General features: G+C 71.5%; 10 protein-coding genes. 1 reads left to right on the forward strand and 9 read right to left on the reverse strand.

The window, feature by feature from the left end; genetic code table 11:
- Positions 1 to 232: 232 nt before the first annotated feature.
- The 7 genes from WMF26_RS09710 to WMF26_RS09740 form a co-directional block, all read right to left on the reverse strand.
- Positions 233 to 2,527: a cellulose binding domain-containing protein gene (locus WMF26_RS09710; RefSeq protein ID WP_438000084.1), complete on the reverse strand. Its 2,295-nt coding sequence runs from the start codon at positions 2,525 to 2,527 to the stop codon at positions 233 to 235.
- A gap of 743 nt (positions 2,528 to 3,270) precedes the next feature.
- The gene (gene mgtE / locus WMF26_RS09715) at positions 3,271 to 4,584 is read right to left on the reverse strand and encodes a magnesium transporter (RefSeq protein ID WP_438000085.1); all 1,314 of its coding nucleotides are present in this window, start codon (positions 4,582 to 4,584) and stop codon (positions 3,271 to 3,273) included.
- Positions 4,585 to 4,719: 135 nt separating this feature from the next.
- Positions 4,720 to 5,310, reverse strand: a complete 591-nt coding sequence (locus tag WMF26_RS09720) for a GTP-binding protein (protein ID WP_438000086.1) — start codon at positions 5,308 to 5,310, stop codon at positions 4,720 to 4,722.
- A gap of 338 nt (positions 5,311 to 5,648) precedes the next feature.
- Entirely contained in the window at positions 5,649 to 6,887 is a 1,239-nt protein-coding gene (locus WMF26_RS09725) for a hypothetical protein (RefSeq protein WP_438000087.1), read from the reverse strand.
- Between the two features lie 257 nt (positions 6,888 to 7,144).
- Positions 7,145 to 8,335: a cytochrome P450 gene (locus WMF26_RS09730; RefSeq protein ID WP_438000088.1), complete on the reverse strand. Its 1,191-nt coding sequence runs from the start codon at positions 8,333 to 8,335 to the stop codon at positions 7,145 to 7,147.
- Between the two features lie 267 nt (positions 8,336 to 8,602).
- Entirely contained in the window at positions 8,603 to 9,043 is a 441-nt protein-coding gene (locus WMF26_RS09735; protein WP_061621141.1) for a hypothetical protein, read from the reverse strand.
- Between the two features lie 141 nt (positions 9,044 to 9,184).
- Positions 9,185 to 9,625 (reverse strand): hypothetical protein, encoded by a 441-nt coding sequence (locus WMF26_RS09740; protein ID WP_438000089.1) that lies wholly within the window; start codon positions 9,623 to 9,625, stop codon positions 9,185 to 9,187.
- Between the two features lie 1,798 nt (positions 9,626 to 11,423).
- On the opposite strand from WMF26_RS09740, the gene WMF26_RS09745 reads away from it, so the two are divergent.
- Entirely contained in the window at positions 11,424 to 12,704 is a 1,281-nt protein-coding gene (locus tag WMF26_RS09745; protein WP_438000090.1) for a serine hydrolase domain-containing protein, read from the forward strand.
- Between the two features lie 27 nt (positions 12,705 to 12,731).
- Here the strand turns inward: WMF26_RS09745 and WMF26_RS09750 are convergent, their stop codons facing one another.
- Complete coding sequence (locus WMF26_RS09750) at positions 12,732 to 14,690, reverse strand: adenylate/guanylate cyclase domain-containing protein (RefSeq protein ID WP_438000091.1); 1,959 nt, start codon at positions 14,688 to 14,690, stop codon at positions 12,732 to 12,734.
- Positions 14,691 to 14,752: 62 nt separating this feature from the next.
- A complete protein-coding gene (locus WMF26_RS09755; protein ID WP_438000092.1) occupies positions 14,753 to 16,516 on the reverse strand; it encodes an OmpA family protein in 1,764 nt (587 codons plus the stop codon).
- Between the last annotated feature and the right edge of the window lie 66 nt (positions 16,517 to 16,582).

Below are 16,582 nucleotides of genomic sequence, written 5' to 3' on the forward strand. Positions count from 1 at the left end.
CGCAGCTCCGGCGCCCTCCGGCCCGCAGCTCCGGCGCCCCCCGGCCCCCAGCTCCGGCGCCCCCGGCCCGCAGCTTCGGCGCCTCCGGCCCGCAGCTCCCGCGCCCCGACGCTTCGCTCGGCCGGTGGCGCGCGCGGCGCCCCGACCGCTCGACGTCACGCCCTCGCGCGCTGGCGGGCAGGCCGCGCCGCGGCCTCGCGCCGGGCGACCTGCCCGCCGTGCGCGGTCGGCGTCACCTCACGTGGATGTCCGGCCTGGGGGGCGCCGCCATCCCGCCGCCGATATGGAAGCTCGGGTGAGGCGGCTGGTTGTAGGCGGTCTGCTCCGAGGTGATCTGCATGCGGTACTGCGGATCGTGCATCAACGTGTAGATCCGCCGCGTCGTCACGCTCGTCGTCGTGTACAGCCGCAGCGCGGCGTCGTTGGATTCGCGCCACACGATCTCTTCCCGCCAGTCGCCGAGCAGGTCGGCCGTGAGCGCAGGCGTCGACTTCGTGCCGTTGTTCGAGGCGCACTGGCTGCAGCTGAGCAGCGAGCCTCCGCCGTACTTGGTGATCGACGTATTGTTCTGCAGCTCGCGCAGCTCGTCCGCGTCCCACCAGATCAGGAAGTTCGCCGAGGCAGGCTGGCTCCCGACGCTCGACCCGCTCGTGGCGGACAGGAGGCCTCCCGTGGAGTTGGTCCACATCTCGGCGCCGGCGTTGCTCGCGAGCACGTCGCCCGCCACGCCGCGGCCGGTGTCGGCGCCCGTGACCGGCCCCTGCCGGAGGACCGCGCAGGTGTTCGCGTCGTGGATGTCGTAGGTCGGCTTGCTGCCGTCCTCGTGGGGCATGAACACCTCGAGCCCCGGACGCGAGAGGACGAAGTCGCTCACGTGCAGCGCGTCGCCGTGCCCGAAGTTCGTCGAGCACTTCCGGGTGCCGTTGCTGTCGATCGTGGAGGCGCCGTAAATCACCTCCTGCGCGCCGTCGGCGTCGACGTCGGCCACCGCCATCGAGTGGGCGCCTTGGCCCGTGTAGGCGGTGTTCGCGTTGCTGTCGGCCTTCCAGATCTGGGTGAGGCTCCCGTCGCGGAAGCTCCAGGCGGTGATCGTGGCGCGCGTGTAATAGCCGCGGGCCATCAGGATCGCCGGCCGGCCGCTCGCCTCCTGTCCTCTCCCGAGGTCGCTCACGAATCCGGCGCTCGCCAGGAACCGGTCGACCCGATTGCCGTACGAGTCCCCCCAGGACGAGACCGTCCCGCGGGGCACGTCGAACGCCACCGTCGCGCGCTCTGCGCCGTCGGGCCCGCCGAACACGGTCAGGTACTCGGGGCCGCTGAGCACGTACCCCGCGCCGTTCCTGTGGTCCGCCGCGTCGTCGTCGGAGGCGGCGGGCCCTCGGCGCAGGTACGCGCCCGTCCCGTCGCGCGTGCCTGGAGCGGTCTTCACGGCGACCTCCGCTTTCCCGTCGCCGTCGAAGTCGTACACCACGAACTGCGTGTAGTGCGCGCCTGCCCGGATGTTCCTCCCGAGGTCGATGCGCCACAGCCGCCGCCCGTCGAGCTTGTAGGCGTCGAGGTACACGGGCCCGGTGCAGCCGGCCTGGGAGTTGTCCTTGGCGTTCGACGGATCCCACTTCAGGATGATCTCGTATTGTCCGTCGCCGTCCACGTCGCCGGTGCTCGCGTCGTTCGCGGAGTACGAATAGCTCTCGCCCGCGTTGTCGCACTTCGAGGGCGTCGCTCCGTTGGCGGGCTTTTCGAGCGGGATGCGGAGGTAGTTCTGGCCCCACGTGGCAGCGGCGGGCGAGGCTGCCTGAGCGGCGCCGCCGACGACGGCCCGGATGGAGTACGTCGACGAGGTGGTGCCGGCGGTGTCGAGGTAATTGGTGCTGTTGGTGACGTTCGCGATGCGCGTGCCGTTCCGGTAGACGTCGTACGAGATGGCATTCGGGTTCGCCGGCTCGTATTCGTAACCGAACATCCTCCACCCGACGTAAACGCCGTTGGAAACCTTGACGGCGACCACGCCGCGATCGAGGTCCTCCATCTGGTAGTGGCCGCTCGGCGCGGAGCCGCCGCTGCCGCCGGAGCCGCCGCTGCCGCCTGCGCCACTGCTGGCGCTGCTGCTGGCGCCGGAGCCGCCGCTGCCGCCTGCGCCACTGCTGGCGCTGCTGCTGCTGGCGCTGCTGCTGCTAGCGCTGCTGCTGGCGCTGCTTCCGGACCCGCCTGCCGTCACGCTCGCGAGCGCCGGGCGCTGCGTGGGACCGCTCGCCGTGGCGCAGAAGCCGAAGCTCGTCGATGCACCGGGGGCCAGGCTCGCGTTGTGGCTTTTCGGCGTCGCGACGAGCTGCGATCCGCTCTCGCGCGCGTCGGCGTTCCAGGAGTTCGCCAGGGCGGAGCCGTTCATGTCGATGGCGATCCGCCAGGTCGTCGTCGCCGCCGTTCCCGTGTTCTGGATCGCGACGTCGGCGCAGTACCCGTTCCCCCAGTCCGACGCGTACGTCAGCGTCGCGGTCAGCCCGTCGCCCGTCAGCGGCTGATCCAAGGCCCCTTGTTGCTCGAGCCCTCCTTCAGGCCCGTACGCGTCATCCATGACACACGCCCCGAGGAGCACGAGGGCAGTGGCCGTTGCTGCGGATAAGCAAGCTCGCATGGAAAAATCCTTTCATAACGCGCGGCGCACGAGGCGATCCGCGAAAGGTCCTCGCTGCCCGGGGCCGGCGGATCATTCGACCGGATGCCCCGGAGGGCGAGGATCAAGGAACGACCTCCATGTTGCTCCGGCAGCTCGGACTCAATCACCAGAGTCTCAAAAAAACGTGCGCTTTCGACAAATCGGAGTTTTCGCGGCGCACGAGAACGCCTCTGGCTCCCGCTGACGCCCGATGGCGGCGGGCCGTGAACCCCGACCTTGTCGGTGGTCTCTCGACATCCCCCGCGACCCTTGCGCGGGCCGCCGAGCGAGCTCCTCCGTGAGAATCCTTGTCGCTGCCGGACGGGGCACGGCGCCGGATCCGTGGCTCCTCCGAGGAACCCGCGCCTCGCAGCTCACGCGCCGCGGCGGCGTGCCGGGTTCGATTGTCCACAGAAAGTCCACAGGATGTGGACAGATGTGCAGTGGTCGTGGGGGCCGACGCGGCTAGAGGCGCGGCGGTGCAGGCCTGCGCGCGCTGGCTCGGCGGGAGCTCGCCGTCGTCCAGGCACGCGTCGTAGCACGCGTCCGAGTCGTTCGGCACGAGGTTCACCGTCACGATCTTCGAGCGCGCGGGCCGCGCCGGGGGCCGAGCATCACAGCAGGGTGCCCTGGAGGACGATCTGCGCGACGTTGAAGTAGATGACGAGCCCCGAGACGTCGACGAGGGTCGCGACGAACGGCGCGGAGGCGCTGGCCGGGTCGAAGCCGAGCCGGCGGATCGCGAAGGGCAGCATCGAGCCCGCGAGCGTTCCCCAGGTGACGATGCCGATCAGGCTGATGGCGACGGTGGCGGCCACCTCGCGGTAGTGCTCCCCGTACGTGTGGAAGATGGCCTGCCACACGAGGATGCGGACCAGACCGATCGTGGCGAGGATGACGCCGAGCGACAGCCCGGCGGTGAGCTCGCGTCGGACGATGCGCCACCAGTCCTTTATCGTGACCTCGCCGAGCGCCATCGCGCGGATGATCAACGTCGTCGCCTGGGACCCGGAGTTGCCGCCGCTCGAGATGATGAGCGGAACGAAGAGCGCGAGCACGACCGCCCTCGCGATCTCCTCCTCGTAATGCCCCATGGCGCTCGCGGTGAGCATCTCGCCGAGGAAGAGCGCCGAGAGCCAGCCGCCGCGCTTCTTCACCATGGCCAGCATGCTGGTCTGCATGTACGGCGTGTCGAGCGCCTCCATGCCGCCGAGCTTCTGGATGTCCTCGGTGGCCGCCTGCTGCACGACGTCGACGATGTCGTCGACCGTCACGATGCCCTTCATCCGGCCCTCGGCGTCGACGACCGGGAGCGCGTTGAGATCGTGGTGCGCGATGACGCGCGCGACCGCCTCCTCGTCCAGCGTGTCGGGCACCGAGATGACGTCCCGGCGCATGACCTCGGACACCAGCTTGTCGCCCGGCGCGACGAAGAGGTCCCTGAAGGACACCACGCCCTGCAGCCGCTGCTCCTGGTCGAGCACGTACGCGTAATAGATCGTCTCGAGCTTCTCCTGGGCCTGCCGCTGCAGGTACCGGATGGCCTCGCCGACCTTCATGTCGGGCCGCAGGCGCGCGAACCGCGGGCTCATCAGGCCGCCGGCCGCGTCCTCGGCGTACGCCATGAGCGCCGTCACCTCACGCCGCGTCGGCTCGTCGAGCATCTCGAGGAACGAGTCGCGGTCTTGCGGCGGAACGAGCTGGATCACGTCCGCCGCGTCGTCGGGCGCGAGGAGCCGCATCCAGAGCTGCCGCTCACCGCTGTTCATCGCGAGCAGGATGGCCGCCTGCTCCTGCCCGGACAGACTCAGGAAGAAGCTGTGGACCTCGCTCCGGTCGACGTGCTCGAAGCTCTCGACGCGCTCCGCGGGGGACAGGACCGCCCAGATCTCGCGGAGCTCGGCGGCGGTGAGACGGTCGTCAGGCATGGCTCGCCTCCACGACGAGGGGTTGCTGGGAAAGGGGGGACGACGAGGAGGTCGAGGCGCAGGCGCCGGCCTCGACGCAACGCGAGGATACGGCGCCGTGCCCTCGTGCACGAGCCCATCTGCGCGCAAAAGGCCTCAGCGGCGCCCGCGATCCATCTCCTTGAGGGCGAGCTTCGCGATCGCCCGCAGGGTGTCGAACACGCCGCGGCCGCTCGCCGCCGCGGCCTCGAAATCGGGCGCTCCGCCCGGGTTGAGGAGCGCGCGGAGCTCCGCGACGTCGGCGATCCCGTCGAGATCCCGCTTGTTGTACTGGATCACGAGCGGCAGCCGCCCGGGCGAGCGGCCCTCCTCGGCGAGGTTGTCCCAGAGATCGGCCATCGACTCCAGGTTCGCGTCGAGCCGGGCGCGCTGCGAGTCCGCCACGAACACGACGCCATCCATCCCCTTCAAGATCAGCTTCCGGCTCGCTCGATAGAAGATCTGGCCCGGCACGGTGTAGAGCTGGAGGCGCGTCCGGAAGCCCGACAGGCCCCCGAGATCGAGCGGCAGAAAATCGAAGAACAGCGTGCGATCGCTCTCCGTCTTCAGCGAGATGAGCCGCCCCTTGGCGTTCGGCACCGTCCGATCGTACACGTACTGAAGGTTCGTCGTCTTCCCGCAGAGCCCGGGCCCGTAATAGACGATCTTGCAGTAGATCTCCCGGGTCGCATAGTTGATGAACGACATCGGCGTGCTCCTCACAGAGTCGACGTTCGAGGGGAGGCAAGGCCGGTCCCCGCATTGGAAGCGAAGGCGATCGGCCGCGATCGCTCGGAAGCGAAGGCAGCGGCCGACCACCGCGTGGGAAGAGGAGGCGACCGCCCGCCCTCGCGATGGAAGGAAGGCAGTCGGCCCCCGCCCTCGAAGGGAGGGCGACGGCGCTCCCCCATCGAATCCCCGCGTCGAGCGCGGCGCGCGCTACGTCACGCGCCGCCGGCGCCCGCGTCGCGCGCTACGTCACGCGCCGCCGGCCGCGAGCCGCTGTGTCGCCGCCGCGGCGGCGAGCGGCGCCGCGCCGGCGGCGCTCAGCAGGACGCGTCGGCGATCGCGTGGAGCGCGGCCACGAACCCCTCGAGGGAGGCGTCGCGCGCGTCGCTGTGCTTCACGAGCCGCTCGTTCACCGCGATGAGCTCCGCGACGTCCTGGCTCGCGCCCGGGACCCGCCGGAGCTCGTGGACCGCGCGGCTCACCCGCGACGGCGGGTCGAGGCACGCGAGCGCCGACAGCGCCGCCGTCGCGCCTTCCTGGTGGCCCGCCGCGAGCGCCTCTCGCGCCATCCCGAGCAGGACCAGCGCGAAGGCGACCTGGATCGCCTCGAGGAAGCCGCGCGAGACCTCCTTGCCGCCCTGGCCGGCCTCGCTCCACGCGAGCGTCACGAGCTCGCCTATCTCCGAGAAGGCGCGCCGCGACATCAGCGCAGAGAGCGTCTCGAGACCGTGCTTGTCCCAGGCGGCCCGCGTCGTCAGCTGGCGCGCGAGCCAGGGGAGCACGGCATACGCGTCGCCCCCCGCCCGGATCGACCCGAGCGCGATGTCGAGCAGCGCGGCCCGCGCCACGCCGTGCGCCTCCAGCCAGACGAGCAGGTTCGCCCGCTCCGACCCCCGCGGCGTCCGCCGCGCCTTCTCGAGGATCGCGTCCCGGAGCACGGCAGGAAAACGGCGGATATGAGCGCTCCAGTCCTCGTCCGAGCCGCGCGCGCGCTCCATCGCCAGCGCGGCCAGCGCGCCGTCGTCGAGCGACAGCAACCCCGCCCGCCGCGCCGCGAGGATCTTCGCGACCGGCAGATCGCGCAGCGCGGGGCGCTCGGCGAGGCCGTCGAGCTCGTCGCCGTCGAGGAGCGGCTCACTGCGGACCTTCGGCGAGAGGACGAACTCCGAGGGCCACTGGACGGGCTCGCGCCGGCAGCGCGCGAGCACGCGCTCGTAGATCGCCGCCGGGACCTTGCCGCGCACGAGATCCGAGAGCTCGATCCACTCCTCCTCAGCGAGCGTGAGCCGCGGCACGCCCAGCACCTCGTGCTGGAAGTGCGCCGGATCCCGGATCGCGAGCCGGGCGAGCTGCTGAATCACTGGCCCGCTGAAGCCGCTCTCGCACCGCGCCCTCCAGCGCAGGAGATCGGATGTCCCGAGCTCCTCGATGTGCTCGGACAAGAAGGCATGATCGTCCGGCTCGAGCACCGGCTGGCGGAGCACATGAAAGAAGGCGACGGGACGGGCACGGCCCCGATGCGCGCGCACCAGGGCGTCGATTTCCGCCTTTCGCATGGCGCGACCTCGTCATCCCCGGCCTGTGCGGCACGGGGACGTCTCTGCGTCTATCGTCGCCTGGCGCTTGCGCGGCCCGTCATGACTCGGCGGTCGGTGGAATGACGGATCCTGTTCCGGACCGGTGTGGCGAGGATAGCGCGAGCGCGACCTCTGTCAAGATGGCAGGCGCGGCAGGGCCCTTTTGCCGCGGCCGGAGAGAGCGGGTGACGCGCCCTGCGCCTCCCGGCGCGTTGGTCTGGTCAACTTGCCGCGCCTCACGCCGGCCCGGCGAAGAACCGCAGCGGCAAGGCGACCGGGCCGCGCACGGTGAGGGTGCGGTTGTAGACGATCTCCCCGGGGCAGCGCTCGATCCGGGCGAAGCGCGCGATCAGCGCTTCCAGCGCCGCGCGGGCCTCCATGCGGGCCAGCGCCGCGCCGATGCAGAAGTGGATGCCGTGCCCGAACTGGAGCCCTCCGTGAGAGCCGCGGTGCAGGTCGAACCGATCCGGCTCGGGGTACTGCCGCTCGTCGCGGTTGGCCGAGGCGACGAGCGCGAGCACGAGCGCCCCCGGCGGCAGCGTCGCCCCGGCGAGCTCCACCTCCCGGGTCGTCAGCCGGGGCACGGACTGGCTCGGACCGTCGTACCGGAGCACCTCTTCGAGGAAGAGCGGCACGAGGTCGGGCGCGTCGCGCAGGCGCCGCAGCATCTCCGGATGATCGGCGAGGAAGAGGAGCGCGTTGCCGAGCAGGTGGGTCGTCGTCTCGAGCCCCCCGAGCAGGAGCAAGACGAGGAAGTCGACGATCTCGGTGTCCGTCAGCGCCTGTCCGTCGGCCTCGGCGCGGATCAGGTCGCTCACGGTGTCGTCCGCCGGGGCGCGGCGGCGCGCCGCGACGACGTCGCTCAGGTACCCCGTCAGCTCGGCGATCGTCGTCCGGACGCGCTCGGCGTGCGCGGGGGGCTCCGGGCCGGGCGTGACCGAGAGGATGTCGTCGGCCCAGCGCTTGAAGTGCCGGCGGAGCCCGTGGTCGAGCCCGAGCACCTCGCCGATGACGAAGGCCGGGAGCGGCATCGCGAGCGCGTCGACGACGTCGAGCTCTCCCGCGAGGCCGCTCGCGAGCTCCTCGGCGACGGCGCGGACGCGCGGCGCGAGGCGGGCCACGGTGCGCGCCCCGAACGCCCGGTGGATGAGCCCGCGGAGGCGCGTGTGCGCCGGCGGATCCAGGGCGAGCATCGAGTTGGCGAGCGGGTTGTACCCCACCCAGGGCGGCTGCCACGCCGCCTTGAAGCCGTGCGACGAGAAGAGCTCCGGGTTCCTGAGGACGAAGAGCACGTCCTCGTACCGGCTCACGGCCCACATTCCGCCGGGCTCGACCTGGCAGACCGGCGCCGCGCGGCGCAGCTCGGCGTACCAGGGATACGGGTCGGCGCGAAACGCGGGCGAGAGCACGTCCATCCGATGATGCATCGCGGTTGCCTCCCGGGCCCCTCGGCCGGGCAGCGCGCTCGAGGACCGAGGGCGGCGCGGGCGAGCGGACCACGGGGGCACCCGAGAGCACCTCGGAGGCCAGGCCGCGATCGCCGGATTTTGCGGCGGTCGCGCGGGACGGAGCGCCGCGCAGCCGGTCAAGATGACCGGGCAGTCGGTCATCTTGACCGAGCGAAGCCCGGGAGGGCAGCGCGCCTCCCGGGCTTCGATCTCGCGATGCCGGCGCTCAGCGCCGCGGGGCAGGCCTCACTTGCAGAACACGAGGACCTTGCCGTCGTCGAAGACCTTGACGGCGACGACATCGCTGATGTCGACGTCGTTGTCGCTGAGGATGTCGCCGATCTTCACGTTGTTGAGGATGTCGATCCCGTTCAGCGTGTTCTGAAGGTTGACGAGCTGGAGCTTCACGAGGAGGTTGTTCAGCGTGTTGTCCACGTTCACGAGCTCGTCGCCCGAGAGGATGTCCTCGAGGTAGACGACCTTGATGTCCTCGGCGTTCACGCCGACCAGCGCGATGACGTCCGTGATCTGGGCGGTGATGAGGCCGAGCGCGCTGGTCACGCTCGAGTAGTTCGGCACGTCGGTGTGATCCGGAGCCGACCACGACGCCAGGGCGGTGGTCGACATGCTGATGGCAACGAGAGCAGCGCCGACGCCAGACAGAACGCGAGACTTGAGCGACTTCATGGTTGTTTTATCCTCGTGGTGACAGGTTCTTTGTTATTCTTTGCGATCTATTTCGGTCATTTCGGCTGATCGAAGCCCGGAGGCAGCGCGCCTCCCGGCTTCGATCTCGCGATGCCGGCGCTCAGCGCCGCGGGGCAGGCCTCACTTGCAGAACACGAGGACCTTGCCGTCGTCGAAGACCTTGACGGCGACGACATCGCTGATGTCGACGTCGTTGTCGCTGAGGATGTCGCCGATCTTCACGTTGTTGAGGATGTCGATCCCGTTCAGCGTGTTCTGAAGGTTGACGAGCTGGAGCTTCACGAGGAGGTTGTTCAGCGTGTTGTCCACGTTCACGAGCTCGTCGCCCGAGAGGATGTCCTCGAGGTAGACGACCTTGATGTCCTCGGCGTTCACGCCGACCAGCGCGACGATGTCCGTGATCTGGGCGGTGATGAGGCCGAGCGCGCTGGTCACGCTCGAGTAGTTCGGCACGTCGGTGTGATCCGGAGCCGACCACGACGCCAGGGCGGTGGTCGACATGCTGATGGCAACGAGAGCAGCGCCGACGCCAGACAGAACGCGAGACTTGAGCGACTTCATGGTTGTTTTATCCTCGTGGTGACAGGTTCTTGTTTTGGTTTGACCGTTCAACGCGCACAGAACACCGGTTCGTCATGAGCCATTCACGAGTCCCATCGATCGATCGCGCGCTCGGGCGGCCCCGTCCGTCGGGTGCGCGTCCGCCTGGATCGATCTCGACCTGTGGTCGCCAGCCGGCGCTCTCGCGCCGGTCTCCATGCAGCCATGTTGTACCGAGCGGGCTTCTATAACGAAGCCCCCCGCGCGGCGCGCTGCTGCGAACAGCCCTGCGCGCTGCGAAAGCAATGTTCGCTCATGCCGTCCCGGAGCTCATGCGCCCCACTTGCAGAGCCATTCGGCCCTCGCGTCGGAGCGTATTCACGGTTGATGCCAACGTCAGAGTCGGTGCCAGGACAGCAGAACCATGAAAGAGTTCAGTGGCTCTGTCGTCCGGGTGACAAAGGTGCCTCACTGGGGCTGTGACAATGAGACAAGACACAACAGGCTACGTGGAGCCGCGTGGACTCTCTGTCGTAGTGCGCTTCTGCCGTTGTCTATCCCGAGCTCATATGATATCGATTTAGGTTTGCCCGCGCAAGGGATGGGGCGGTGCGTCGATGCTGCCCGGACGCGGAGGTGGTCAGTTTTATACCGCCTCCGCCCGTCCCGTCGTCTGCTGGCGGGCTCATCCGCAGTGACGACGCCCGGGCCGCGCCGAGCGTGCGTCGTGCGGCGCGACCCGCTTTCGCCGAGAAATCAAGCGGTCGCCGCGCGGTGGGCGGCCTGAGCGGTCGTCTCGAGATCCGCCACGAGCGGTAGCCGGATCCTCCTCTGCGGTCGTGTGTCCGCGGGAGCTGCATGCCCTGGCCCGCAGGTGCATGCCCTGGCCCGCAGGTGCATGCCCTGGCCCGCAGGTGCATGCCCTGGCCCGCAGGTGCATGCCCTGGCCCGCAGGTGCATGCCCTGGCCCGCAGGTGCATGCCCTGGCCCGCAGGTGCATGCCGGAGCACGCAGACTCGACCGCGGAGCACCGGCGTCGCTGGCGCGGCTCGATCCTGGCGCACCGGCGGGCCGGGGAGCCGCGCGCTCGGTGCGGGCGGGCCACCCGCCCGTCCCGAGATGGGAAAGGACAGAGGGTATCGCGGCGCGCGGCGGCGTCGCGACAGGGAAGCTCCGTCGGTATCCTGCTATCGCGCCGAATCCGTAATGCTGCTCTCTAAACCATCCATTCGACGACGAGGGCTGGCTGGCAAAAGACAGATCGGAACCGGCGAATGGGCGGCAGATGCGGTAACGGGCAGATCGCGGGGCTGCCCTCGACCCAGCTCGCGTGGATGTCTCCTCTCGCGCTGGCCGCCTGACGGCGTGGCGCGCACCTCGAGAGGCGACGTCCGCGTCGATCGAGCCGCTCGGGCGCGCCGCCCGGAGGCGATGCGCGCCCGTGGAGCGACGCCCGAGCGCGGTGTCCGCCGTCGCCTCGAAGCGCGGTCGAAAACGTGCTGTCCATTCGTCCACGCTCCTCCAGGGGCGTCCTGGATGTCGCGGGGAGCGCACATCGGCTTGCGTCATCCCGCAATCGATTGCGCTTCGATTGCCGCCGTGCCAACCCAAATGGCAGAGACGCGCCCAGCCGCTCGGCTGAAAAGGCAGCGAGATAGTCGATCTCGTCGGCGATGCAGCAGGAGGGGAAGAAAACAGGCAACGCTGGCGTGTAAATTGCGACTCCTCGCGACAGACGCCCACGTCGAATGCGCCCGGCGCCGCCGAGGCGACACCGTGGAACCATTCGTTCCTTATGAAAGCAAGGTTGGGAAGAGCCATGATCGATCAACGACGAGCGTTCAACCGCAGGCACTTCTTGCAAGGGATGACCCAGCTCGCCGCGGTCGCCGCCGCGGCGCCCGCGCTCGGCTCGGACCCGTGGAGAGGCGCCACCTGCACCAGGCTCACCCCGGGGCAGCCCGAGGACGTGAGCATGAGCTCCGAACGGCTCGAGGACGTGTTCGCACGGATTCAACGCCGGGTGAGCGAGGGCCTGTTCCCCGGCGCCACCGCGCTGGTCGCGCGGAACGGGGTCGTCGTGGGGCACCGGGCCTTCGGGAGCAAGGTCGCCGGCGCGGACGAGCCGGTGACGCTCGACACGATCTTCGACCTGCAATCGATGACCAAGGTGCTCTCGACGGCCGCCTCGGCGCTCGCGCTCGTGCAGGAGGGGGTGATCGAGCTGAGCGATCCGGTGGCCAGCTACCTGCCGGAGTTCGCCGCCAACGGAAAGGGGGGCATCTCCGTCTACGACATGCTCCGTTACTCGGCCGGCCTGCCGATGGACAACCAGCGCCTGGACGAGCCGGACGACGAGACCGCGTGGCGCATCATGGCCGAGACGCCGCTCGAGTACGCGACGGGCACGTCGGTGCTCTACAGCGATCTCACGTACCGCCTCCTCGGGCGCATGATCGAGGCCGCCGCGGGGGACGATCTGGACGCCGTCGCGCGCGCCCGGATCTGGGAGCCTCTCGGCATGAACGACACGATGTACAACCCGCCCCCGGAGCTGCTCGAGCGCATCGCGGCCACGGGGTACTCGCCCCTCCGGGGCTACGTCGTCCGCGGCGAGGTGCAGGACGAGCAGGACTTCGCGCTGGGCGGCGTCACCGGGTGTGACGGCGTCTTCTCCACGGCGATGGACATCGCGGTGTTCTGCCAGATGATCATGAACGGGGGCGCCTACGGCGGCGCCGAGGTCCTGCGGCCCGACCTCGTGCGAAAGATGAAGAAGAACAACACGCCCCAGGTGACGGCGGCGGCGACCGACACCTCGCCCATCAACAACCTGCTCTTCACCCCGAAGGGCCTCGGATGGGAGCTCTGGACGAGGCGCTTCTCGAACGGCGGCATGCGCCTGTCGCCGCGCGCGTACGGCAAGGCGGGCGGCGCCGGGACGTTCGTGTGGGTGGAGCCGGATCTCGAGATCATCGGCGTCCTCTTGACCAACCACGGCCTGCCGCAGCCGTTCGACGACATCGGCTGGAGCCGGATGCTCGACGCCATCGGCTGCGCCGAGTTCTTCGACGGCATCATCAACGCGGTGCACGGCTGAGCGCCCCGCGGGCGCGCCGGGCGGGCGTCAGTCCGGGTCGAGCGCGTAGACGGTCGTGGTCGTCTTGCGCCCGGTGAGGTTGCGCTCGCCCAGCGCGCGCAGGGGGAAGGCGTCGCCGGCGAGGGACCGGGTGGCCTCCGAGACCAGCACCTGGTTCGGCGCCGCGATCGCCTCGAGCCGCGAGGCGACGTTCACCACGTCGCCGATCACCGTGTACTCCATCCGCTTGTCGGAGCCGACGTTGCCCACGATCGCCTCTCCGGAGTTCACGCCGATGCCGAGGCGGACCTCGACGTCGTATCGCTCGCGCCACTCCTCGTTCGCCGTCTCGAGGAAGCGCATCATGTCCTCCGCGGCCGCGAGCGCGCGCCGCGCGTGATCCGCCTGCGCGAGCGGGGCGCCCCAGACGGCCATGACGCAGTCGCCGATGAACTTGTCGACCGTGCCCCCGTGCCGGAACACGATCTCGGTGAGCATCGAGAAGAGCTCGTTGAGGAGGGCGACCATGCGCTCGGCGTCGCGCGACTCGGCGAGCGGCGTGAAGCCGACAACGTCGGCGAAGAGCACCGACACCGCCGCCCGCTTGCCGCCGAGCGCGAGCGGGTGCTCGCCCCGCACGATCGCGTCGACGACGGCCTTGTCCATGAACCGGCCGAGATCGCCGCGGAGCTTCGCCTCCCGCGCGATCTCGGCCTCGCCCTGCTCGAGATCCGCGGCCATGCGGCCGAGCGAGGCGGCGAGCTCGCCGATCTCGTCGCGCCGCCCGCGGAGCCCGTCGCCGAGCGCGATCTCGCGCCAGCGCCGGGCGCCGATGAGCCGCGCCTGCGCGACGAGGTGGAGGACCGGGCGCGTCACGTGGCGGGCGGTGAAGACCGCGAGGACGAGCGCGAGGGCGAGCGCGCCCGCGGCGACCCCGAGGCCGCGGCGCCGCATCTCGTCGAGCGCGGCGAAGGCCACCGGCTCCGGGCGCCAGATCGCGACCGCCCAGCCGAGGTCGGGGAGCGTCTCGATGGCGCCGATCATCCGCTGGCCGCCCTCGTCGTGCGGGCCGAGCACGCTGATCTTGTCGGTCCACACCGCGCCCGGCGGGAGCTTGCCCCAGAGCGGCAAGGCCGAGACGTCGGCGCCCGGCGCCGCGCCCGGCACGCCGAACGCCGCGATCGCCCGGCGATCGTGGCCCGCGATGAGCAGGCGCACCTCGCGGCCGCCGAAGCGGCGCGCGGCGATCGCCGCGAGGTCGCGCCCGAGCGCGTCGAGCGCCACCTCCGCGACCACGTAGCCGGCAGGGCCGGCCGGGGAAGGCGGCGCCGCGCCGGCGGGCGCATCGGCCGCGCCGGCGGGCGCGTCGGCCGCGCCGGCGGGCGCCGCGCCGGCCGCGCCCGCCCCGCCGGAGGACCGCACGCGGGCCACGAGGAGGCCCCGCGCCGGACCGACCACGCCGAAGCCGACCCCGCGCTCGTCCGCGAGCCGGCGCAGCGCGGCCGGCGCCGCGGGGACGTCCGCGCCGGACGAGGCCTTGCGGATCACGGTGCCGATCCCCGCGTCGGGCACCTCGAGCCGCACCGCGTCGACAAGCGCGCGCGTCGCGACGAGGGCCCGCACCGACGCGACCGCATCCTCGTCCCGGATCGCGCCGCCCGCGGCATGACCGAAGATGGCCGCCGCCGCGACGACGTCGCTCTCGACGTCCCGGACGAGCTGGATCGAGACCGAGGCTACCTCGGAGAGGATCGCCGCCTGCAAGGCCTCCTCGGACGTCCGCACGGCGCGCCGGTTCACGTCGGCGAGGAGCGTGACGGCGACGGCCACGGGGACGAGCGCGATCCCCGCGAACAGCGCGATCGCCTTCGCCTTGAGCGAGAGCGCCCTCACGCGGCGCCCCCGGCGCGCGCCCGGGTGGTTGTCGACTTTGCCCAGAGAGTGTCCCCATGAAGGCGGGAAGGCGGGAAGATCATTGATGTTTTCTTCCCGCCTTCCCGCCTTCATGTTCAAATCTGACCACGGCTCGGCCGCGGCTCGCCGCGCCGCGCGCCCCGCGGCGCGCCCGGTCACTCAAGGGGGCCGTCCTTCCAGCCGGCCGCGCCCTCGTCCGTGCGCTTGCGGATCTGGAACTCCACCCGGCGGTTCCTGGCCCGGCCGTCGGGGGTGCGGTTGTCGGCGAGGGGCCGGCGCGCGCCGAAGCCGCGCGCCTCGAGGCGGCGGGCGTCGATGCCGCGCGCGGTCAGCCACGCGACCACGGCGAGCGCGCGGCGCTGCGAGAGCCGCAGGTTCCCCTGGTCGGTGCCCTGGTTGTCCGTGTGGCCGTCGACCGCGACCCGCGCGATCTCGGGGTGCTCCTCGAGGACCGCCGCGACCTCGGCGAGCAGCTCGAAGCTCTCCGGCTCGATCTCGGCCCTGCCGGTCGGGAACTGGACCTGCTGCAGGATGACGATCTGCGAGCCCTCGATGCGCACCGCGAACGGGCAGCCGTGCGTCGCGCGGTCCTCGCTCGGCTTGCCGCGCTCGTAGGGGCAGGCGTCCGCCGCGTTGGGGATGCCGTCGCCGTCGGTGTCCGCAGGGCAGCCGTGCCTCGACGTCGGCCGGGCCCCCGCGCCCCCGGGCGCGCCGTCGGCCGCGGCGCTGCTCACCCCCGGCTCGTCCGGGCAGCGATCGTCGACGTCGTAGATCCCGTCGTCGTCCCGATCCGCCGGGCAGCCGCGCCGGAACGCCTGCCGGGCCCCCGCCGCCGCGGCCGGCGGGCGCGCCTCGCCGATGACCCGGGGGCACGCGTCCTCCGCGTCGGGGACCGAGTCCCCGTCGAGATCGGCGGCCGGAGCCGGCGCGCGCGCGGCGCCGCGGCCGCCGTCCGCGGCCGCAGGCGCGCCCGCGGGGGCCCGAGGCGCGGCCGAGGACGGCGCCGGCAGGGCGTCCGCGGCGACGCCGATCGCCGCGAAGAAGCGCGCCTTGGGCGTGCCGGGCAGCCGCCCGAAGCCGGGGCCGGCGCCCGCGTCCAGCGTGAGCGGGCCGAGCGACCAGCGCGCGGTGAGCAGGAGCTCCGCCCCCGCGCGGCCCGGCACCCGGAGCGCCGACGCCTCGCCGGCGGCCGCCCACACGGAGAGCTCCGACCCGAGCTGCAGCGGGCCCTTGCGGACGCCGGCGCCCGCGGCGAAGAACACCTCGCTCCCCGTCAGGCTGTCCGCCGAGGCCGGCTGGAACCGGCCCCCCGCCGCGGCCGACCAGCGGAAGCCCGGATGCTCCGCCCCCACGATCACCCGCGGCGCGTAGCGCGCGGCGCCCGCGCCGGCGAAGGCCGCGTCGCCGGTCGGCAGCCAGACCGAGAGCCCGAGCGCCGCCGCCGGCCAGAGCCCCTCCTGCGGCAGGAGCGTCACCCGGCCGCCCACCTGGAGATCGGCGAGCGCGGCGCCGCCGCCGGGCGCCGTGACGCGGACGTCCCCCAGCGCGCCGGACGCGCCGCCCTGATCCAGCACGAACGGCGCGTCGAGGTCGAGCTTGACCCGCCCGAAGAGCTCCACGCTCGCGAGCGCATGGAGGATCGCCTGCCGGTCCACCCACGCGACCGCGCCGGCGGGCGCCGTCCCGCGCAGGCTGAGCGGTTGATGAGAATAGGAAAACAGCAGTCCGACCGCCGGCCGGAGCTCGCCCGATACGCCGGCAGAAGGGACAGTGGTTAGCCCGTCGCCCGCGGGCGCGGGAGCGAGCCTGTCGAGCGCGGTGGCCTCCTGCGCCGCGGCCGGCATGGAAGCCGAGGCGGCCGCGACGAGCAGCGGGGAGGCCAGGAGGGGCGCGATGGCGCGCGCCGACCAAAACGCCATCGGTCTGCTCGTATCCCATTGCCTGGTCTCTTGCAACGCCGATCTCGATCCGGTAGCGTGCGCCGG

The sequence above is a fragment of the Sorangium sp. So ce185 genome (genome assembly GCF_051526825.1).
GTDB classification, from domain to species: Bacteria; Myxococcota_A; Polyangia; order Polyangiales; family Polyangiaceae; genus Sorangium; species Sorangium cellulosum_D.